Genomic DNA, 19797 nt, shown 5'->3' with positions numbered 1-19797 from the left:
AGTTTTGTAAGATTTACAGTCTATTTATTTCAGTCTGAATACTTTTTTTTTGAGTATGAATACTTTAAAATTACTCTTAAGTACTTTAGCATCAATTAAAAATAAAGAAGACTGCTATTTCACTTGAAATTTTTTACATGTTATAATAGCATTTACGTAATTGGTTCACTTTTGGTTTTAAAAAAGTGAAAAAAAATTACATTTTTTTTGAAACCCCTTATTTTTCTAGGTTTAAGACTGTTAAAAAAAATGAAATTTTGACAAAAAAATAAATTATCTTTATCTCAGGTTACAGATAATATTTACTAATTTTTTGTTTAAACTTTAAAAATCCAAATCTATGAGTCAAGAAGAATTATTAGTTTTAATTTACAAGAAAGACGAAAGAGCTTTTACACATTTGTACGATATGTACGCTAAAAGTTTGTTCTCGGTCATACATGTTTTAATAAAAAACCGTGAAGAAGCAGAAGATGTTTTACAGGAAGTCTTTGTAAAAATCTGGAAAAATATCGATTCTTACAGTGAAAGCAAAGGTCGATTTTATACGTGGATTCTTAATATTGCCAGAAATGCATCTGTAGATCAGCTTCGTTCAAAGAATTTTAACAACACTCAAAAAAACCTTTCATCTGATAATTTCGTAAATCTGTTAGACGACAGTAATAAACTCCTTGACAAAATTGACACAATTGGAATTCAGGAATTTGTCAAAAAACTGAAACCAAAGTGTATTGCAATCATCGATTTATTATTTTTTAAAGGATATACCCAGCAAGAAGCTTCTGAAGAATTGGCATTGCCGCTGGGAACTATCAAAACTCAAAACAGAAACTGTATTAACGACTTACGTAATTATCTAAAAATCTAATGGAAGCACAAGAATATATAGACTCAGGAATTCTAGAACTTTATGTTTATGGTTTATTAACCGAAACGGAGAATTTAGAAATAGCCGAAATGGCAAAAAAAAGCCCAGAAGTTGAAAAGGAAATTATATCAATAGAAAAAGCAATTGTTGCTTTATCTTCAAGCTTCTCTCCTTTCCACTCTGTTGCTAATTTCGAAAAAATAAAAGCACGTTTAGAGCTTAAACACGGGAAGGTAGTCGAAATGAAACCTACTTCAAACTGGACACAATATGTTGGCTGGGCCGCAGCTGCATTGTTATTGTTAGGCTTTGGTTATCAGACTTTAGAACTTACAAAAACAAAAGAAGCGATTACTACTGTTGGAACAGAGAAAAGTAAAATCGAGAAAGAGTATGCTTTCTTAGGTGAGCAAAATAAAGAGATCACCAAGAGTTTAACCATCGTGAGAGATATTAAAAATACGGGAGTAACACTTGGAGGTCAAGCTGTTTCGCCAACATCTTTTGCAAAAGTATACTGGAATAAAGACACTAAAACGACTTATATTGATGCCGCTGGATTACCAGAACCGCCTAAAGGAATGGTGTATCAGGTTTGGGCATTAAAACTAAGTCCAGTACTTACGCCAACGAGTATTGGTTTATTGAGTGATTTTGAAGGAAATTCACAAAAAATCTTTGCTGTTGATCGTACAAATGAAGCCGAAGCTTTTGGAATTACTCTTGAGCCTGCCGGCGGAAGCTTAACTCCAACAATGACACAATTGTATACTTTAGGAAAAGTTTAAAATTTAACTTGTCATAAAACTCAAAACGCATATTACTATAATATGCGTTTTTTTATTATTTTTAAATGAAGTAAAACCAAAATTAAATTTTATGAAAGGACTAATGCTTCTTAGAATTGCTGTTGCTGTTATACTTTTAACTCATTCTGTTTTTGGGATATTTAACAACGGAATTAATGACTTTGGAAATTTATATTTAAATCAAATTGGCTTCGCTCCTTTTGGTGTTTTTCTAGCTTGGTCAATTAAACTATCGCATATTGCTGCGGCTGTATTGCTGCTGCTTAATAAATATGTAGAACCTGCGGGCTTTGTGACCATATTTATTTTGGTAATGGGAATTATTCTTGTTCATTTTCAAGAGGGCTGGTTTGTTGTAGGCGGTGGAAGAAATGGTGTCGAATATAATTTTTTATTAATTTGCGTTCTTTTAGCCGTTATGTTTCCAGATGGTTTACAAAAGAAAAACTAATCTGTTTTCAGGTAATCATAATTTTTTAAAATCTAAATTGATATTGTAAAGTATGGAAATAATTTGTAAAAACTGTCATCAGGTTTTTAAAGGGCATTATTGTAATAACTGCGGACAAAGTGCTGAAACACATAAAATTAATATGCATTTTTTATGGCATGATATTCAGCATGGATTATTTCATTTTGATAAAGGCGTATTGTACTCTTTTAAAGAATTATTTACCAGACCTGGAAATTCAATACGTGAATTTATTGAAGGAAAGCGTGCAAAACATTTTAAACCTTTATCGTTAGTTGTTGTTTTAGCGACGGTTTACGGATTTATGTTTCATTATTTTGATATTAATTTATATCCAGGAAAAAATGAAACTGTTGTAGACTATGGTAGGTTTAATGAATGGATGGCAACGCACTTTTCTTGGATTACAATCGCGACAATACCTATTTATACTATTGGGACTTATATTTGTTTTAGAAAACAAGGGTACAATTTTGTTGAATATTTTGTTCTTAATGCTTTCAAGGCTTCTCAGCGATTATTTGCACATATCATTACTTTTCCGCTTTTATGTTATTTTAATGGAAATCCAAAAATTTCTGTAATTGCCGAGGTTTTAATTATAATTGACCTCTTTCTTATTTTTTGGACAAATATTGAATTTTTCAATAAGATGAAAAAAATCAAAGCATTCTTTTTATCTGTGTTGAGTTATTTAATTTTTTTGACCATCTTTTACCTTATCGTAATTTTAGTCTTGGAGATAGGCTTTAAATAGTTTTTTTGTGTTTTGTTTCAAAAAAACATTAGGATTGTATATTTTTCGAATTTAATATCGTAATATTGCAATATAAAAATAAACCATAAATAATGGGAGCAACTAAAACAGATCATTTTACAGAAAACCAAAATCAGATAGCTACAATTGCAAAAGCTCTGGGGCATCCAGCAAGAGTGGCAATAATTGAATATTTACTAAAAGTTAATACCTGTATTTGTGGAGACATTGTAAACGAACTCCCTCTTGCACAGCCAACAGTTTCTCAGCATTTGAAAGAATTGAAGAATGCAGGATTAATAAAAGGAACTATCGAAGGAAACGCAATTTGCTATTGTATCGATGAAAAGACTTTTGATATATTGAAAAACTACTTTTCTGCAATTATATTAGGTGTAACAAAACAAAAATGCTGCTAGTATGGAAATGGCTTTTATACTCTCAAGTATTTTACTAATTAGTTATTCGGCTTTAGCACTTTTTGATGGTGTTTATCTACATCTTTTTAAATATAGATTGCATGAACAAGAATCAAGCAAGTTCGAGCATTTGATACACAGTATAAGAGCATTATTATTTTTAGGAATTCTTTATACTCTTTACATTGGTATAGAAAACAACAGGCTTTTTCTTATTGGATTAGTACTAGTTCTTATTGATGTAATCACATTGATTATAGATGCGTATGTAGAAAAAAACAGTCGTGAGTTCATGGGAGGATTACCTCGTTGGGAATATATTCTACATCTTTTGGTTAATGGTTTTCATTTTGCAAGTATTGCAGTCTTTCTAGTTATTAAAGTTGAATTAACACATGATGGTGCTATCTTACATGATGATTTTCAAAACTTTAAAAATTATAGCCTTTTCCAAATGATTGCCATAAATCTTTTACCGGGTGCTGTTTTAATCGCCTTGCTGCATATACTAGTGTGTAATGCAAAATTTAATCTTTTATTCAAAAAGCTTCGCTTCAATTGCTGTTAAGCTTTTTTTTAAAACAACAATATCGCAATATTGCAATAAGATAATTTAAATATAAAAACTATGAAACTTTCAGAAATTAAAACAATTTTAAATACTGTTGAAACAGTAAATTTTCAATTACCAAACGGAACTTTTGTTCCTGAACATTTTCATGTAACCGAAGTTGGTTTAATCACTAAAAACTTTATAGACTGCGGAGGTGTTGTACGAAATGAAACTGTAGTAAACTTTCAGCTTTGGGATGCAAATGATTTTGAGCATAGATTAAAACCAAAAAAACTAATACATATTATAGAGCTTTCAGAAAAAGTGCTGAACATTCCAGATTTTGAAATTGAAGTCGAATATCAAGACAATACAATTGGAAAATATGATTTAGGTTTTAATGGGAAAGATTTTTTACTGCTGAATAAGCAAACTGCTTGTCTAGCGCAAGATCAATGCGGAATTCCAACTGAAAAAACGAAGCTGAATCTAACGCAATTAAGTCCTGATAATTCAAGTTCTTGTACTCCTGGAAATGGATGCTGTTAATCATTTAATCAAGTAATAATATGAATGTTTTATTTCCTGAAATTGAAAAACTTATTTTGACTTTTGATTTTCAAAGTATTACTGCAGAACGTAAAACTGTTCTGCAGTCATTAATCGATTATATTACGCTTAAAAATAAAAATAATCTCGAGATCAGATTAAATTTAATCTGCACGCATAATTCGAGAAGAAGCCATTTGTCGCAGGTTTGGGCACAGACGGCAGCTTACTATTATGGTATTAAGAATGTAAGTTGTTATTCTGGCGGAACTGAAGCAACCGCTTTGTTTCCTAAAGTAGCTGAAACTTTGAAAAAAATGGGGTTCGGAATTAAAAAATTATCACAAGGTGATAATCCTGTTTATGCCATAAAATTTGCATCAAATGAAAATCCTGTAATCGGATTTTCAAAAACTTATGATGATGATTTTAATCCTGAAAATGGTTTTGCCGCAATAATGACTTGTTCTCAAGCTGATGGCAGCTGCCCATTTATAGCTGGAGCTGAAGTACGTATTCCTATTACTTTTGAAGATCCGAAAGCTTTTGACAATTCACCACAGCAGGACGAAAAATACAGTGAAAGAAGTCTGCAAATTGCAACAGAAATGTTTTATGTTTTTTCTCAAATTAAATAATTTTTATGTCAATAAATAATTGTTTTCCCAGTAACGAAAGGAAACGTCTAGGATTCTTAGATCGCTATCTAACGCTTTGGATTTTTCTTGCAATGGCCATTGGAGTTTCTATAGGATATTTTATCCCTTCAAGTAAAAACGTAATCAATTCATTTTCTACAGGAACAACAAATATCCCATTGGCCATAGGATTAATTTTAATGATGTACCCTCCTTTAGCGAAAGTTAAATACGAACGTCTTAAAAATGTTTTTACAAATAGTAAAGTTCTTGCCGCATCTCTATTTTTAAACTGGATAATTGGCCCAATCTTAATGTTCGTATTGGCATTAGTATTTTTGAATGGATATTCAGAATATATGATTGGTTTAATTTTGATTGGACTGGCACGCTGTATTGCAATGGTAGTAGTTTGGAATGATTTGGCTGACGGTGATAGAGAATATGCTGCGGGATTAATTGCACTTAACAGTATTTTTCAGGTTTTACTGTATAGTTTTTATGCTTATGTTTTCATAACAATCTTGCCTCCTATTTTTGGTTATACAGGTTTTAATGTTTCTATTGGTATTGGTGAAATTGCTGAAAGTGTCGGGATTTATTTGGGTATACCGTTTGCATTAGGAATTATTAGTCGTTACGCTTTAATAGAAATTAAAAATGAAGAATGGTTTCAAAATAAATTCATACCATTTATTTCTCCTATTACTTTAATTGCTCTTTTGTTTACAATAATTGTAATGTTTAGTTTAAAAGGAGAATTAATAGTTAGAATTCCAATGGATGTTTTACGTATCGCTGTTCCTTTGGCAATTTATTTTGTATTGATGTTTGTTTTGAGTTTTTTCATCGGAAAATATTTTGGAGCAGATTATTCTAAAAGTACAGCAATTGCATTTACCGCTACAGGGAATAATTTTGAACTTGCTATTGCAGTTTCAATTGGTGTATTTGGAATTAACAGCGGACAGGCATTTACAGGAGTAATTGGTCCATTAGTTGAAGTTCCCGCTTTAATTGCATTAGTAAATGTTGCATTTTGGTTCCAAAAAAAGTATTTCCTTAAAGGAGATAAAACTCTAAACAAAATTTAGAATTTATTCTAAATAAAAAAAGGTTCAACTATAAGTTGAACCTTTTTTTGCTTATTATTTTTTCTTGGTTTTATAATACTTGCGGTATTTTGGATATGTTATTGCTCCAATTACAGAAATTGTACCTAGGCAATAATAAACCCAACTCAGTGAGTGCGCCTCTCCGCTTGCGTAAGAATGCAGACCAACTAAATGGAAGTTTACTCCATAATATGTAAATAAAATAGAAACAAATGCAAACATACTCATCAAATTAAAGAACCATTTTCCGCGTAAAGCGGGAACAAATCGAGCATGAATTACAAACGCATAAAGCATGATAGAAATTAAAGCCCAAGTTTCTTTTGGATCCCATCCCCAGTAACGTCCCCAACTTTCGTTTGCCCATTGTCCACCTAAAAAGTTTCCAATAGTCAGCATGATAAGACCAATAGTTAAAGACATTTCGTTGATATAAGTTATCTCTTTAATGTTTAATTCCATTTTAGCTTTGTTTTTCTCAGTGGTAAAGAAAATCAATACTAATGCCACAAAACCTAAAATCATTCCTAATGCAGTTGGACCATAACTACCTACAATAACTGCAACGTGGATCATTAACCAATACGAGTTAAGAACTGGCTGCAAGTTTGCAATTTCTGGATCAATCCAGTTCATATATGCCGCCATCAAAATCATAGCTGTAACAAATGCTGATGAAGCAACAGTAAGTTTCGATTTTCTATCAAAAGCCAAACCAAAGAACATTGTTGACCAAGCTACATATACAATAGATTCGTAAGCATTACTCCAAGGGGCGTGACCAGAAATATACCAACGCGCTATTAATCCTAATGTATGTAGGGCAAATAGCAAGCCCACCATGATATGGAATGCGTTTATTGTAATACGAAGCCATTTTTTTTCAAAGAAAATATTGACAATAATAAATATAAACATAAGGCTCGCCACTGTGATATACCAATAAGGCAATACTTTAAAAACATCATATTTATTGTATGCAATTTCGGCATCAATTTTTTGTTCGCTTGGACGGACTTTAGCACCAAATTTCTTCTGAAAACCATTAAGACTTTCTACTAATTGATCGGCAGTATCCCAATTCTTAGAAATAGAAGCATTGTTTAATGCGCTAAAATAAAGAGGTAAAATTTGCTTTACATAAGTAGAATCCATTCCTTTTAAACCTGCATTTTCACGTTCTAAATAAGAAACCCATTTATGGTTTGGATCATTTGGGACAGGGAAAATTTTCAAAATGCTTCCGCTTAAAGCAGATTCCATTAAATTTACTTTTTTATCTGTTTCAATAAAATCTTTCTCAAACTGATTTGGATTTGCCGCTTTATAAGCTTCATCTAAGTATGGAGAAAGTTTATAGTTTCCGTTTGCATCAAAAAAGTTAACAAATGCAACCGCTTTTGCTTCTTTATCTACTCCAATAATTTTACGAATACTGTCATTTCCAGATTTGATATAGATTATAGGAACCTGAATCCAAACTTGTGCATATTGCGTCATAGACAATAATACCTGATCAGAGTTCATTCCGTTATAAGTATCGTCGTGGCTTACTTTTCTTAATAATTCTGAAGAGAAAGTATTAACAGGTTTCATTCTACCTCCAGCATCTTGAATAATCAAACGTCCAAATTTTGCGGCATGCGCTGCTGGTGCTTTGTAAATAGACAATAAAGAGTCTAATTGTTTTTTACTTGGCGGAGCTGTTACGTGATTTGCATGATCATTTGGATCTGCTGTATGATTATGATTGTGATTGTCACCTGGCGTATGAACATGAGGTGCTTGAGCAAAACCACTCAAACTAATCATTAAAACTAAGATCGTGATAAATTTTTCTTTTTTCTTTTTTACAACTTCTAATTTGCGTTTCAAATCGGCAAAACGAGAATGTTTGGTAAACATAATTGCCATTAATCCCAGATATAACATAAAGTAGCCAAAATAAGTAATTGAAGTTCCCCAAAAGTCATGGTTTACAGATAAAACAGTTCCTTTTTCATCTGGATCAAATGAAGATTGGAAAAAACGATATCCTTTATGATCTAAAACGTGATTCATATAAATATCAGCGTCAAAAGTTTCTGTAGAATCTAAAACTGTTACTTTACTTTCAAAAGCCGAATAACTTTTTTCTGTTCCTGGGTATTTCGTAGCGATAAAATCGTTCAATCTTACTTTAAAAGGTAAAACGTAAGCTTTACTACCGAAGAATAAACTGTATTCTATTTTTCCAATTTTTACTGTTTGAGGCTCCCCTACGCTTCCTTTAGAACCTAAAAGTCTAACTTCTTTTTCTTCACCGTCTGCTTTTACTTTTACAATTAAAGCATCATGATGAGATTTAGCTTTGTAGTCATTATTAGATTCGTAATCTACAACACCTTTAACAGCTGGATCTGGAAACACAATTCGAATATCACCAATACTATATAAAGAACGCATCATTAAAGGTTGTACATTATCTTTAGTTACAGCACCTTTTAATTTATCGGCCATTCTCATAAATTCTCCTTCAAATGGAGTTTGAATGGTATATTGCTCACCGGTTGTATTGATATTGATTGCACCGTCAGTTGGTTTGTTTAAAGCAAATAATACATTGTGAATATTTTGTACTTCACCATCTTTCAAGAAATGCTCTTCACGTCCGCCCGCTCCCGCTTCAACTAACTTTAAATAAAGTGTTCCTTTAGGATCTGGTTTTATCACCTCTTTAGCTCCCATGATATAGTTTACATAACTTACTTCAAAAGGAGTTTCGTCAAACTTACCAGAAAGTGTAAAATTGTTATTGGTTACTGGAGACAACAAAAGATTTTTATCAAAAACCCTGCGTTTCATTTCACCTTTGTATTCACCATCAGCAAAAACAGTAATAAATGTTTTGTCTGAATAAATTTGATTCTCGGCTGCGCCTTCACGGATAGGCATCATTCCTTCGTAACTGATATATCGAGTAATAAAAGCACCTAAAAGAATAAAAACGAAAGCAAGATGAAGCAATAAAGTTGCCCATTTTTCTTTCTTTAATAATTGATAACGTTTGATATTTCCGAAGAAATTAAGCATAAAAATAGCCATTATAGCTTCAAACCACCATGTATTATAAATTAAAATTCTGGCAGTATCGGTATTATACTTACTTTCGATAAAAGTTCCAATACCCATTGCGATTGCAAATGCTAAAAAAAGAACGGCCATTAATCGTGTAGAAAACAAAAAAGAGAATATTTTTTTATCCATTTTTAAGGAATTACATTGTATAAAAGTGCCACAAAAGTACTTAAAAATGTTGATTAGCAGTAGGGCTATTTTGTTAATAAAAACCAAATAAAGAGCGTCAAATTTAATCATATTGATAAAAATGTACGCTTAGTTTTACAAAAATACATCTCTAGAATATTCGGCATTTTATCTACTGTAGATTAGGCGATTTAAAAAGATTACTTTGTTTTAATTGTAAAAAAATGAATTGATCGAAAATCATTCTATTCAGCATAAACTGTGGCAAAACTTTCTTATGTCAATTAAGTTTAAAAAAAATAATACTAATTTTGCGATATGATTCGAATAACGATAATTGGTTCTGGAAATGTCGCTCAGCATTTAATAAAAGCGTTCTCTGCAAGTAATCTTGTTGAAATTGTACAGGTGTTTTCCAGAAAAAAAGAAGCCTTGATTTCTATTATTGATTCAGAAAAAATTGTAACCGAATTTTCGGCTTTAAAAGAAACAGATTTATGTATAATTTCAGTTTCTGACACTGCAATTTCTGAAGTTTCAAAACTATTACCTTTTAAAAATCAATTAGTTGTTCATACTTCCGGCACCACTTCAATTGATGTTTTAGATTCAAAAAACAGAAAAGGTGTTTTTTATCCGCTGCAGACATTTTCTAAAAGTAAAGAAGTCGATTTTTCTATAATACCGATTTGTTTAGAAGCTGAAAATCAAGAAGATTACACGATCTTAGAAACTGCTGCAAAATGCATTTCAGAAGCTGTTTTTGCAATTAGTTCAGAACAACGAAAAGCGCTGCATGTTGCGGCTGTTTTCGTTAATAATTTTACGAATCATCTATATCAAATTGGAAAAGAAATCTGTGACGAACATCATGTTCCATTTGAAGTTTTGAAACCTTTAATTCAGGAAACTGCCGATAAAATCAAAACTCTAGACCCAATCGATGCACAAACTGGACCTGCAAAACGCCGAGATTCAGTAACAACCAATGCACATTTGGAATTTATAACAGATGAAAATCAAAAGAATATTTATAAAATACTAACACAATCTATAGAGAATAATGGCAAAAAGTTATAAAGAAATGATGAACGACATTACAACATTTATTTTTGATGTTGATGGCGTACTTACAGACAGTTCCGTTTTTGTAACCACTGAAGGAGAAATTCTTCGCACAATGAATATTCGTGATGGTTATGCTATGAAAGCAGCTGTAGAAAGCGGTTATAATGTTTGTATTATTTCTGGCGGAAGCAACGAAGGCGTTCGAGTAAGGCTTCAAAATTTAGGAATTACCAATATTCATTTAGGAACTCCTGATAAAGTCAAAACATTTAAAGAGTATACGGAAGCGAATAACATCAAACCAGAACAGGTTTTATACATGGGAGATGATATTCCGGATTATCATGTAATGAAATTAGTAGGTTTACCAGCCTCTCCGCAAGATGCAGTTCCTGAAATTAAAAATATATGCCGTTACATTTCGCACGTAAAAGGTGGAAAAGGTGCCGCAAGAGACGTTATTGAACAGGTTATGAAAGTACAAGGGAAATGGATGGAGTATTTTAATGGAAAGCACGATTAATAGATTTTAAATTTAAGATTTCTGACTTTAGATTTTAGATTTTTGCAGTCGATAATCAATATATTTTCTTTGTCAAAGTTCAAAACTTTGACAAAGAAAACATAAGAAAAGACCTTTGTCACTCTGTATCTTTGCCTCTTTGAACCTTAGAAGAAAAAATGAAATACCTAAAACTCATTCGATATAAAAATCTACTAATGCTTGCTTTTATGCAGGTTTTATTTCGTTATGCTTTTTTAAAACAACAGGATATTCCTTTGGCTTTATCTGACTGCCAATACGGACTTTTGGTTTTATGTACCGTTTTATTGGCCGCTGCAGGTTACGTAATAAACAATATTTACGATGTTGCAACAGATACTATAAACAAACCAAGTGATGTGGTTATTGGAAAAGGAATTTCAGAAACTGCAGCATATAACATCTATATTGGACTTAATATTAGCGGTGTTGCTATAGGTTTTCTGCTGTCAAATATTATTCTGCGTCCTAGTTTTGCATCGCTTTTTATTTTAATAGCTGCACTACTCTACTTTTATGCGACAACTTTAAAGCAGATTATGATTTTGGGTAATTTTGTTGTTGCCGCACTCCTTTCTGTAAGTGTTCTTATTATTGGAATCTTTGATCTTTTTCCTGTCGTAAATTCAGAAAATCAAGCACAAATGGCCAGTTTATTTTCGATTTTAATAGACTACGCCCTGTTTGCTTTTATGATTAGTTTTACTCGCGAGATAGTTAAAGATATTGAAGATGTAAATGGCGATTACAATCAAGGAATGAATACTTTACCAATTGCAATTGGTATTAGCAGAGCAGCTAAAATTGCATTAGCCTGTGCCATAATTCCGTTTATATTATCGTTACTTTACATCAATACCTATTTCGTTCAAAACCATCTTTATATTGTTACTATTTATGCATTTGCTTTTGTTCTAGCGCCATTACTTTATTTTATTGTAAAAGTATTCAACGCAAAGTCAAAAAAGGATTTTCAGCATTTAAGTACTGTTTTAAAATTTATTTTGTTCTTCGGAATTTTATCCATTCTCATCATTAGTTTAAATATCAAATACAATGCTTAAAGAAAAGCTTAAAAAATACAGTTTAATTCTTGCTTCGGGATCACCGCGCAGACAGCAGTTTTTTAAAGATTTAGATCTTGATTTTGAAATTCGTTTAAAAGAAATCGAAGAAATCTATCCGCCAGAGCTGAAAGCAGTTGAAATTACTGATTATCTGGCACAATTAAAGGCAGATGCTTTTGATGGAGAATTAAATGATAATGAGATCTTGGTAACAAGCGACACTATTGTCTGGCATAATAATAAGGCATTGGGAAAACCAAAAAATGCAGAAGATGCTTTTCAAATGATAAAATCTATGTCGAATGCAACACATGAAGTATTTACATCGGTTTGTTTTAAAACCAAGACCTCTTCTACTCTTATTAATGATGTTACAAAAGTAACTTTCGCAGATTTATCAGACGAAGCCATTTTATATTACATAGAAAACTATAAACCTTATGATAAAGCTGGTGCTTATGGAATTCAGGAATGGTTTGGTTTTATGGCAGTTGCAAAAGTAGAAGGTTCTTATACAAATGTTATGGGACTTCCAACAGCCAAAGTTTATGAATATTTGAGTACTTTAGTGTAAAAATTTAGATATGTTTTCTTTCAAAGAGTATAGCGAGGAAATTATTGCTACCGTAATTGTTCTTTTATTATTAGTAGCAATGCGTGTTATTGTGGCAAAATTAATTCGTCGTTTTGCCAGCAGCAGTCAGCTATTGGAGCACAGAACAAACTTGGCAATTAAATATACTCATGTGTTAATGAATGTACTTGTTGTAATAAGTTTGATTGTAATTTGGGGTGTTGAAACAAAAGATATACTTTTTACGGTTTCATCTATTGCAACAGTAATTGGCGTTGCTTTTTTTGCGCAATGGTCCATTTTAAGTAACATTACTTCGGGAATGATTTTGTTTTTTTCATTTCCATTCCGAATTGGAGATACGATAAAAATACACGATAAAGATTTTCCTATCGAAGCTGAAATCGAGGATATCAGTGCTTTTCATGTCAATCTAAAGACTAAAGAAGGAGAAAAAATCATTTTTCCTAACAACCTGCTTCTTCAAAAAGGTATTTCGATTATGCCTACCCAATATGAAGAAAAGGAATTTTTTGACTAAAATTTGAATGGGAATTTTATAAGGCTTGACTAAAAAGCTGGAACGCAAAATGTTAAATAAATTGCAATATTTGTTTAACTTATTAACGTTTCACTATAAAATCTCTCCAAATGATTCCAACAATAAAACTGCCATTCTATGCAAAACTCTCTTGTATATTAGTAAGTCTAATTGCACTTGCTTATATTTTTTGCATTGCAAAAGATATTCTTACACCAGTATTCATGGCATTTTTATTTGCTGTATTATTACTTCCAATTTTTACAATATTAAATACTAAATTGAAGTTTCCGCGGCATTTTGCGGCTATAATTTGTGTTGTAATTTTTCTATTGTTTATAGTCGGAATTTTGGTTTTCATTTCCTATCAAGTTACGAATATGGCTAATGATTTTGATACGATTAAAAAGAATGCAAACTCTTTTCTAATTGAAATTCATAAGTTTATAAAAGAGAATTTTCATGTAAGTATTGGCGAGCAGAAAAAGTATTTAGATAATGTAACCAAAGATTCAGTTAAGAACGGAAATGCTACTTTAGGATCAGCTCTAATTTCTATAAGTGATCTATTAGTAGACTGTACTATTATTCCAATTTATACGTTTCTATTTCTCTTATACAAAGATCATTTTATACTTTTTTTAGCCAAATTAATAAGCAAAGAAAATCACGCTGCGTTAAAAGATATTCTTACTCAGATAAAAGTTTCGATCAATAATTATATTGTAAGTCTAATTCTTGAAATGATAGTAGTCTCGGTACTTACCAGTTTAGGACTTTGGATTATTGGTGTGAAATATTTCATTCTTTTAGGATTAATAACAGGGATTTTAAACCTGATTCCTTACATCGGAATTGCAATTGCGGGTTTAATTACGATTCTTGCTTCTTTAACAGGTTCTGCCGAAGTATCATTAGTTGTTGGAATTTTGATCGTGAACTTAATTGTTCAATTGATTGACAACAATTTGCTGGTGCCTTTAATCATTAATTCAAAAGTCGAAATAAATGCTTTTGTTTCTATTATCGGAATTATTATCGGCGGTACAGCGGCCGGAATTTCTGGAATGTTTTTAGCAATTCCGCTTCTTGCAATTTTAAAAATTATCTTCGATCGTATAGAATCACTAGAACCTTGGGGCTATGTTATGGGCAATCATATGCCAAAAAAATTCACGTGGCGAGTTCGAAAAACCAAAGCTGTCAATTAAAATAAGCTGTCAATTTTAAAAATGTTCGTGTTATTTATCTTATATTCATATAAAAATCAGTAAAAAAGTAAGTTTAAAAATATCTGAATGTTTCTAAATAAAAAGATATTAGTTTTTATTTTGTTATGCTTTAGTTTACAAAGCATTTATGCTCAGTCAGATACTTTAAAAGAAAAGATTAAAACTAAAAAAGACACTACCGAAATATACAATCGAATTCGAAATTATTCTAAAAAGAACAAGTTCACCAAAACCTTACATAAGCTTATATTCAGAGCAAAGAAACCTAGAAAAAAAGAAGAACTCCTTGTGTCGAATGATACCACAAATTTTGATGGAAAAATTATTCGAAAAATCAACATCATTACATTAGATCCGTTTGGACATTCTGTAGTTGATTCTACCGTGATGCCAAAAAACTGGGGAGAACGCACAGGAAATCGACTTCACTTAAAAACAAAGAAAATTGCGATAAAAAACCTGTTGCTATTTAGAAAAAATACGGTTTATGACAGTTATAAAGTTCAGGAAACAGAGCGTTTAATACGATCTCAGAGATACGTTACTGCAGTTAGAATTTCGAATAAAGCAGTTGGCATGGCAGCAGATTCTGTTGATGTTACTATCAGGGTTTTAGATTCATGGAGTACCATACCAAGATTTTCAATATCCAGTAATCAAATGTCGATAGGTTTTAAAGAAAAAGATTTTTTTGGTTCAGGTCAGCAATTAGAATATCGATACACTAATCGATTTGATGATGGTAGAAATGGTAATGAGGCCACTTACACTATTCCTAATATTAAAAATACTTATATTGGAGCCGCCGTGCATTACAACATGGATCTCGATAACAATTACAGTAAATCAATCGATATTGAGCGTGATTTTTATTCTCCTTTGACTAAATGGGCAGGCGGTGTTTATATTGGGCAGAATTTCAGGAAAGATACGCTGCAAGCTCCTGATTTGACTTATGCCTATCAGCCGTTTAAATATAATTTTCAAGATTTATGGGGAGGTCACGCTACGAAAGTTTTTGAAGATGAAAATAAAGCAATTACAAATCTAATTGTAGCAGCACGTTTTTTAAATGTTGATTTTACCGAAACACCTTCAGAAGTTTATGATCCTACAAATTTCTATTCAGATCAAAAACTCCTTTTAGCAGGCATTGGATTGAATAGACGTAAATTTATAAAAGATAGTTATATTTTCAGAAACGGACAAACAGAGGATGTACCAATTGGTCGTATTTATGGTATTACTTTGGGATATCAATACAAAAACACCTTTTGGAGACCTTATGCCGGCGCACAATTTTCATTTGGAAACTACTACCGATTGGGTTTTTTAAGTATGAATTTTGAAGCAGGAACTTTTTTTCATCAATCAAAAACTTACGAAACCGCCTTTTTATTAGAGTCTAATTACTTTACCAAATTATTTACTATAGGAAACTGGAAATTAAGACAATTTGTGAATCCAAAGGTCGTTATTGGTGTAAATCGCGAGAATATTATTGGAGATGAACTGAATATAAACGAGCAAAATGGTTTAGCAGGATTTAATAGCGCTATTTACGGAACGAGCAAAGCTGTTTTATCGCTTCAAACTCAAACTTATTCACCGCATTCTATTTTAGGTTTCCGTTTAAATCCATTTTTTAATTATTCTATAGCAGTTTTAGGAAGTCCAGATAATGCAATGTTAAGAAGCAAACCTTATTCTAAAATTACTTTGGGATTATTAATAAGTAATGATTATTTGGTTTTCAGTTCCTTTCAGCTCTCATTATCCTATTATCCAAGTATTCCAAATCAAGGAGACAGTGTTTTTAAAACAAATACATTTGAAACTACAGATTATGGACTTCAAAGTTTTGAACTTGCAAAACCAAGAATTGTCGATTATAAATAGATAGAGCTTAATTTTTTTTACTTTTTTTATATTTTGTTTTTGTTTTAAAAATCAATACATTACGAGTTTTATAAGACTAATTCACTCGTTAAAAAGTATATTTTATCCGACGAACGGTATTGCGTTTTTATTTTTGGCACGGTATATGAAAATCCTTAAACAAGATTAACATTTAAACTTTAGAAAAGATGAAAACAATGAAAATAGCAATCGCCGGATTATTCCTTTTGATTGCAAATGCCACACAAGCTCAGGTATCAATAAACGTTAACATAGGTAATCCTCCAGCTTGGGGACCAGCCGGATATGCAAATATGGAATATTACTATTTGCCAGATATTGAGGCTTATTATGATGTTAGAGCTTCGCAGTTCATCTATTTTGGAGGCGGAAGATGGGTTAGAACAACTTATTTACCTAGACAGTACAGAAACTATGATTTATACGGAGGTTACAAAGTAGTTTTAACAGATTATCACGGAAGAACTCCTTATACTTACTTTGATCGACATAAAGTAAAATACTACAAAGGATATTGCGGTGCACCACAAAGACCTTATAGACCAAGACCAGTTTATGGTTACAATGATCGTCGTAATGATAACAGAAATTACAAGCACTACGACAAACATTATGATAAACATAACAACAAGCATCATGGAAAACATGATAGAGATGATGATGACGATCGCCACGAAGGTCGCGGCAGAAGATAAATAACTATAAAAGAGCGTATTAATCCTGATTAAGACGCTCTTTTTGCATGTTTAAACAGTATCTAATTAGTTTTCAATAACTAAACATTAACATTTCATTTAAATACTGTTCCATAATTTAATTACTATTTTTGAGTCTATTAAAAAACCAACTAACCAAGCATGATAAAAACTCCAGTTCAATTAATTCTATTTTTTTTAATAGGTTTTAACATCACATTCGCACAGCAGCCGCAAAAACCAAACTCGATTGAAATTTACAATCAAATCAAAAAATTAAATTTTTTAGGATCAGTTTTGTATGTTGCAGCACATCCTGATGATGAAAATACTCGTTTGATTTCTTATTTTGCAAACGAAGTAAATGCTAGAACTGGGTATTTGTCGCTTACAAGAGGAGATGGCGGTCAGAATTTAATTGGTCCTCAATTGCGCGAATTACTTGGTGTAATACGAACTCAGGAACTTATTGAAGCACGAAAAATAGACGGCGGTGAGCAGTTTTTTTCTAGAGCAAATGATTTTGGATTTTCAAAAACTCCCGATGAAACTTTACAAATTTGGGATAAAGATAAAGTCTTAGCCGATGTTATATGGACTATTAGAAAATTTCAGCCAGACGTAATAATTAATCGTTTTGATCATCGTTCGCCAGGAACAACGCACGGACATCATACTTCATCTGCAATGTTGAGCGTTGAGAGTTTTAATCTAACAAACGATTCAAAAGTATATCCTGAGCAATTAAAATTTGTTTCGCCTTGGCAGGTAAAAAGACTTTATTTTAATCCGTCGTGGTGGTTTTATGGAAGTCAAGAGAAATTTGATGCAGCGAACAAATCTAATTTTGCAAAATTAGAAACGGGTGTATATTATACTGGATTAGGAAAATCAAATCAGGAAATTGCCGCATTGAGCAGAAGTCGTCATCAATCACAAGGTTTTGGGAGTACTGGTGTTCGTGGTGAAGAAACAGAGTATTTAGAAGTAATTAAAGGCGAAAACGGATTAGATAAAAACAATGTTTTTGATGGAATCGATACTACTTGGAATCGCGTTAAAAACGGAAAACCAATTGGTGATTTGATATCGATAATTATTGCCAAGTATGATTTTAGCAATCCATCGGCGAGTATACCAGATTTAGTAAAAGCCTACACCATGATTGAAACTTTAAACGACGATCATTGGAAGAATTTAAAATCAGAAGCTGTAAAAAATATTATTGCATCTTGTGCAGGTTTATATTTAGAAGCTGTTGCGAGCGAGCAGGAAGCTACTCCAGGAAGCATTGTAAAACTTAGTTTAGAGGCAATAAACAGATCTCCAGTAAACATGCAGCTTACAAGTGTTACTTCATTGCCAGACAATAAAATAACTATTCAGAATACTATTTTAAAAAACAACAGCAATCAAAAGTTTATTCTTCAAACAAAGCTGCCAGAAAACATTGAATACACACAGCCTTATTGGTTAAAGGAAAAAGCAACTGTTGGAATGTATACCGTTTCTAACCAAGAAAACATTGGAATTCCAGATATTATTAGAAATGTAAAAGTTGTTTTTACCATAAAAATTGAAGGTGTCGAAATTCCGTTTGAGCGTACCGTTATTTACAAATACAACGACAGCGTAAAAGGCGAAATGTATAACTTTCTTGATGTTGTGCCAGAGGTAACCACTTCAATTTTAGAAAAAGTACTTGTTTTTAGAGATACTAATAGTAAAATGATTCCTGTAAAAGTTCGCGCAGGAAAAGATAATGTGAAGGGAAATTTACAGTTGGAATTGCCAAAAAGCTGGACTGTAGTTCCAAAACAAATTCCGTTTACTTTAGATCAAAAAGGGAACGAACATATTTTTTATTTTGAAGTTACACCTCCTATAAATCCTGAGGAAACTACAGCACAAAGTATTGTTACTATTGATAATAAACGTTTTGATAAAGCAGAAACAATTATTGATTTCAGCCATATTACAAAACAAATGGTTCTAAAATCAGCCGATTCAAAAGCAATACGAATTGATTTAAAAACTTCAGGAGATGCCATAGCTTATATAATGGGCGCTGGTGATGAAGTTCCTGAAAGTCTTTCTCAAATGGGATATAAAGTAACTATCTTAAAACCTGAAGAAATCACACCAGAAAAATTAGATTCATTTAATGTTGTTATTACTGGAGTTCGTGCTTACAATACTGTAAATGCTTTGGCTAACAAGCAAAGTATCCTATTCAATTTTGTAAAAAGCGGTAAAAATATGATTGTTCAATACAATACAAATGGACAATTGGTAACGGATAAAATTGCACCATATCCGTTAAAATTATCATACGACCGAGTAACAGAAGAAAATGCAAAAGTTACTTTCTTAGCACCAAATCATCCTGTTTTAAATACTCCAAACAAAATCTCATCAAAAGATTTCGAGGGTTGGACACAAGAACAAGGCTTGTATTATCCAAATCAATATGATCCTGCCTTTACTCCTATTATCTCTTCACATGATAAAGGAGAATCAGCCAAAGACGGTGCACTATTAGTAGCGCCTTACGGAAAAGGATATTATATTTACACCGGTTTAAGTTTCTTTAGAGAATTACCTGAAGGCGTTGCAGGAGCTTATAGATTATTATCTAACATGATTTCGCTGAAACAGCCAATAGAAGCTCCTAAACAAGATATTAAGCAATAAAAACGAAAGTATGGAAGCTAAAAAAGTAAAAAA

Annotated in this window: 19 protein-coding genes; 18 read left to right on the top strand and 1 reads right to left on the bottom strand. The window is 31.8% G+C overall.

Annotated elements, in window-relative coordinates; all coding sequences use genetic code 11:
• Positions 1-340: 340 nt before the first annotated feature.
• From BOW57_RS08900 to arsB, 9 genes are all read left to right on the top strand, one after another.
• A complete protein-coding gene (locus tag BOW57_RS08900) occupies positions 341-871 on the top strand; it encodes an RNA polymerase sigma factor (RefSeq protein WP_089055725.1) in 531 nt (176 codons plus the stop codon).
• A complete protein-coding gene (locus BOW57_RS08895) occupies positions 871-1659 on the top strand; it encodes an anti-sigma factor domain-containing protein (protein WP_129053823.1) in 789 nt (262 codons plus the stop codon). The genes BOW57_RS08900 and BOW57_RS08895 overlap by 1 nt, the downstream gene beginning before the upstream one ends.
• 91 nt (positions 1660-1750) lie before the next feature.
• Positions 1751-2131 (top strand): DoxX family protein, encoded by a 381-nt coding sequence (locus tag BOW57_RS08890; RefSeq protein WP_129053822.1) that lies wholly within the window; start codon positions 1751-1753, stop codon positions 2129-2131.
• Positions 2132-2183: 52 nt separating this feature from the next.
• Positions 2184-2909, top strand: coding sequence for a DUF3667 domain-containing protein (locus BOW57_RS08885; protein WP_129053821.1), 726 nt, complete (start codon positions 2184-2186; stop codon positions 2907-2909).
• 92 nt (positions 2910-3001) lie between these two features.
• Complete coding sequence (locus BOW57_RS08880; protein WP_129053820.1) at positions 3002-3328, top strand: helix-turn-helix transcriptional regulator; 327 nt, start codon at positions 3002-3004, stop codon at positions 3326-3328.
• Position 3329: 1 nt separating this feature from the next.
• Positions 3330-3896: a hypothetical protein gene (locus BOW57_RS08875; protein ID WP_129053819.1), complete on the top strand. Its 567-nt coding sequence runs from the start codon at positions 3330-3332 to the stop codon at positions 3894-3896.
• A gap of 60 nt (positions 3897-3956) precedes the next feature.
• On the top strand, positions 3957-4430 hold the full coding sequence (locus tag BOW57_RS08870) for a DUF6428 family protein (RefSeq protein WP_129053818.1): 474 nt from the start codon (positions 3957-3959) through the stop codon (positions 4428-4430).
• 20 nt (positions 4431-4450) lie between these two features.
• Positions 4451-5068 (top strand): protein-tyrosine-phosphatase, encoded by a 618-nt coding sequence (locus tag BOW57_RS08865; protein ID WP_129053817.1) that lies wholly within the window; start codon positions 4451-4453, stop codon positions 5066-5068.
• A gap of 5 nt (positions 5069-5073) precedes the next feature.
• A complete protein-coding gene (arsB, locus tag BOW57_RS08860; protein WP_129053816.1) occupies positions 5074-6162 on the top strand; it encodes an ACR3 family arsenite efflux transporter in 1089 nt (362 codons plus the stop codon).
• Between the two features lie 54 nt (positions 6163-6216).
• Here the strand turns inward: arsB and ccsA are convergent, their stop codons facing one another.
• Positions 6217-9429, bottom strand: coding sequence for a cytochrome c biogenesis protein CcsA (gene ccsA / locus BOW57_RS08855; protein WP_129053815.1), 3213 nt, complete (start codon positions 9427-9429; stop codon positions 6217-6219).
• Positions 9430-9747: 318 nt separating this feature from the next.
• Between ccsA and BOW57_RS08850 the strand changes: the two genes are divergently transcribed.
• The 9 genes from BOW57_RS08850 to BOW57_RS08810 all read left to right on the top strand — a co-directional run bounded on the left by BOW57_RS08850 (position 9748) and on the right by BOW57_RS08810 (position 19764).
• A complete protein-coding gene (locus BOW57_RS08850; RefSeq protein ID WP_129053814.1) occupies positions 9748-10509 on the top strand; it encodes a Rossmann-like and DUF2520 domain-containing protein in 762 nt (253 codons plus the stop codon).
• The gene (locus BOW57_RS08845; RefSeq protein ID WP_129053813.1) at positions 10493-11020 is read left to right on the top strand and encodes an HAD family hydrolase; all 528 of its coding nucleotides are present in this window, start codon (positions 10493-10495) and stop codon (positions 11018-11020) included. Before BOW57_RS08850 ends, BOW57_RS08845 begins: the two co-directional genes overlap by 17 nt.
• Before the next feature lie 158 nt (positions 11021-11178).
• Positions 11179-12105 carry a geranylgeranylglycerol-phosphate geranylgeranyltransferase gene (locus BOW57_RS08840; protein ID WP_129053812.1) on the top strand — a complete coding sequence of 309 codons (927 nt, stop codon included), beginning with the start codon at positions 11179-11181 and terminating at the stop codon, positions 12103-12105.
• Positions 12098-12682, top strand: a complete 585-nt coding sequence (locus tag BOW57_RS08835; RefSeq protein WP_089055733.1) for a Maf-like protein — start codon at positions 12098-12100, stop codon at positions 12680-12682. Before BOW57_RS08840 ends, BOW57_RS08835 begins: the two co-directional genes overlap by 8 nt.
• Positions 12683-12692: 10 nt before the next feature.
• On the top strand, positions 12693-13223 hold the full coding sequence (locus tag BOW57_RS08830) for a mechanosensitive ion channel domain-containing protein (protein WP_089055734.1): 531 nt from the start codon (positions 12693-12695) through the stop codon (positions 13221-13223).
• 110 nt (positions 13224-13333) lie between these two features.
• A complete protein-coding gene (locus BOW57_RS08825; protein ID WP_129053811.1) occupies positions 13334-14434 on the top strand; it encodes an AI-2E family transporter in 1101 nt (366 codons plus the stop codon).
• A gap of 87 nt (positions 14435-14521) precedes the next feature.
• Positions 14522-16354: a hypothetical protein gene (locus tag BOW57_RS08820; protein WP_129053810.1), complete on the top strand. Its 1833-nt coding sequence runs from the start codon at positions 14522-14524 to the stop codon at positions 16352-16354.
• 188 nt (positions 16355-16542) lie between these two features.
• Positions 16543-17070 (top strand): hypothetical protein, encoded by a 528-nt coding sequence (locus BOW57_RS08815; RefSeq protein WP_129053809.1) that lies wholly within the window; start codon positions 16543-16545, stop codon positions 17068-17070.
• Positions 17071-17232: 162 nt separating this feature from the next.
• Positions 17233-19764 (top strand): PIG-L family deacetylase, encoded by a 2532-nt coding sequence (locus BOW57_RS08810; protein WP_129053808.1) that lies wholly within the window; start codon positions 17233-17235, stop codon positions 19762-19764.
• The last annotated feature ends 33 nt before the right edge of the window (positions 19765-19797 follow it).

The sequence above is a fragment of the Flavobacterium sp. YO64 genome, assembly GCF_004119505.1.
Classification (GTDB): Bacteria; Bacteroidota; Bacteroidia; order Flavobacteriales; family Flavobacteriaceae; genus Flavobacterium; species Flavobacterium oncorhynchi.
Note: the sequence above shows the minus strand (reverse complement) of the source record. Positions and strands in the feature narration are given on the sequence as shown.

What these genes read in the sequence shown, in the direction of transcription:
- BOW57_RS08895 (WP_129053823.1), top strand. Translation starts at nt 871, where the DNA reads ATGGAAGCACAAGAATATATAGACTCAGGAATTCTAGAACTTTATGTT.
- BOW57_RS08885 (WP_129053821.1), top strand. Translation starts at nt 2,184, where the DNA reads ATGGAAATAATTTGTAAAAACTGTCATCAGGTTTTTAAAGGGCATTAT.
- ccsA (WP_129053815.1), bottom strand. Translation starts at nt 9,429, where the DNA reads ATGGATAAAAAAATATTCTCTTTTTTGTTTTCTACACGATTAATGGCC.
- BOW57_RS08815 (WP_129053809.1), top strand. Translation starts at nt 16,543, where the DNA reads ATGAAAACAATGAAAATAGCAATCGCCGGATTATTCCTTTTGATTGCA.
- BOW57_RS08890 (WP_129053822.1), top strand. Translation starts at nt 1,751, where the DNA reads ATGAAAGGACTAATGCTTCTTAGAATTGCTGTTGCTGTTATACTTTTA.
- arsB (WP_129053816.1), top strand. Translation starts at nt 5,074, where the DNA reads ATGTCAATAAATAATTGTTTTCCCAGTAACGAAAGGAAACGTCTAGGA.
- BOW57_RS08870 (WP_129053818.1), top strand. Translation starts at nt 3,957, where the DNA reads ATGAAACTTTCAGAAATTAAAACAATTTTAAATACTGTTGAAACAGTA.
- BOW57_RS08845 (WP_129053813.1), top strand. Translation starts at nt 10,493, where the DNA reads ATGGCAAAAAGTTATAAAGAAATGATGAACGACATTACAACATTTATT.
- BOW57_RS08865 (WP_129053817.1), top strand. Translation starts at nt 4,451, where the DNA reads ATGAATGTTTTATTTCCTGAAATTGAAAAACTTATTTTGACTTTTGAT.
- BOW57_RS08900 (WP_089055725.1), top strand. Translation starts at nt 341, where the DNA reads ATGAGTCAAGAAGAATTATTAGTTTTAATTTACAAGAAAGACGAAAGA.
- BOW57_RS08840 (WP_129053812.1), top strand. Translation starts at nt 11,179, where the DNA reads ATGAAATACCTAAAACTCATTCGATATAAAAATCTACTAATGCTTGCT.
- BOW57_RS08835 (WP_089055733.1), top strand. Translation starts at nt 12,098, where the DNA reads ATGCTTAAAGAAAAGCTTAAAAAATACAGTTTAATTCTTGCTTCGGGA.
- BOW57_RS08875 (WP_129053819.1), top strand. Translation starts at nt 3,330, where the DNA reads ATGGAAATGGCTTTTATACTCTCAAGTATTTTACTAATTAGTTATTCG.
- BOW57_RS08825 (WP_129053811.1), top strand. Translation starts at nt 13,334, where the DNA reads ATGATTCCAACAATAAAACTGCCATTCTATGCAAAACTCTCTTGTATA.
- BOW57_RS08820 (WP_129053810.1), top strand. Translation starts at nt 14,522, where the DNA reads ATGTTTCTAAATAAAAAGATATTAGTTTTTATTTTGTTATGCTTTAGT.
- BOW57_RS08810 (WP_129053808.1), top strand. Translation starts at nt 17,233, where the DNA reads ATGATAAAAACTCCAGTTCAATTAATTCTATTTTTTTTAATAGGTTTT.
- BOW57_RS08880 (WP_129053820.1), top strand. Translation starts at nt 3,002, where the DNA reads ATGGGAGCAACTAAAACAGATCATTTTACAGAAAACCAAAATCAGATA.
- BOW57_RS08850 (WP_129053814.1), top strand. Translation starts at nt 9,748, where the DNA reads ATGATTCGAATAACGATAATTGGTTCTGGAAATGTCGCTCAGCATTTA.
- BOW57_RS08830 (WP_089055734.1), top strand. Translation starts at nt 12,693, where the DNA reads ATGTTTTCTTTCAAAGAGTATAGCGAGGAAATTATTGCTACCGTAATT.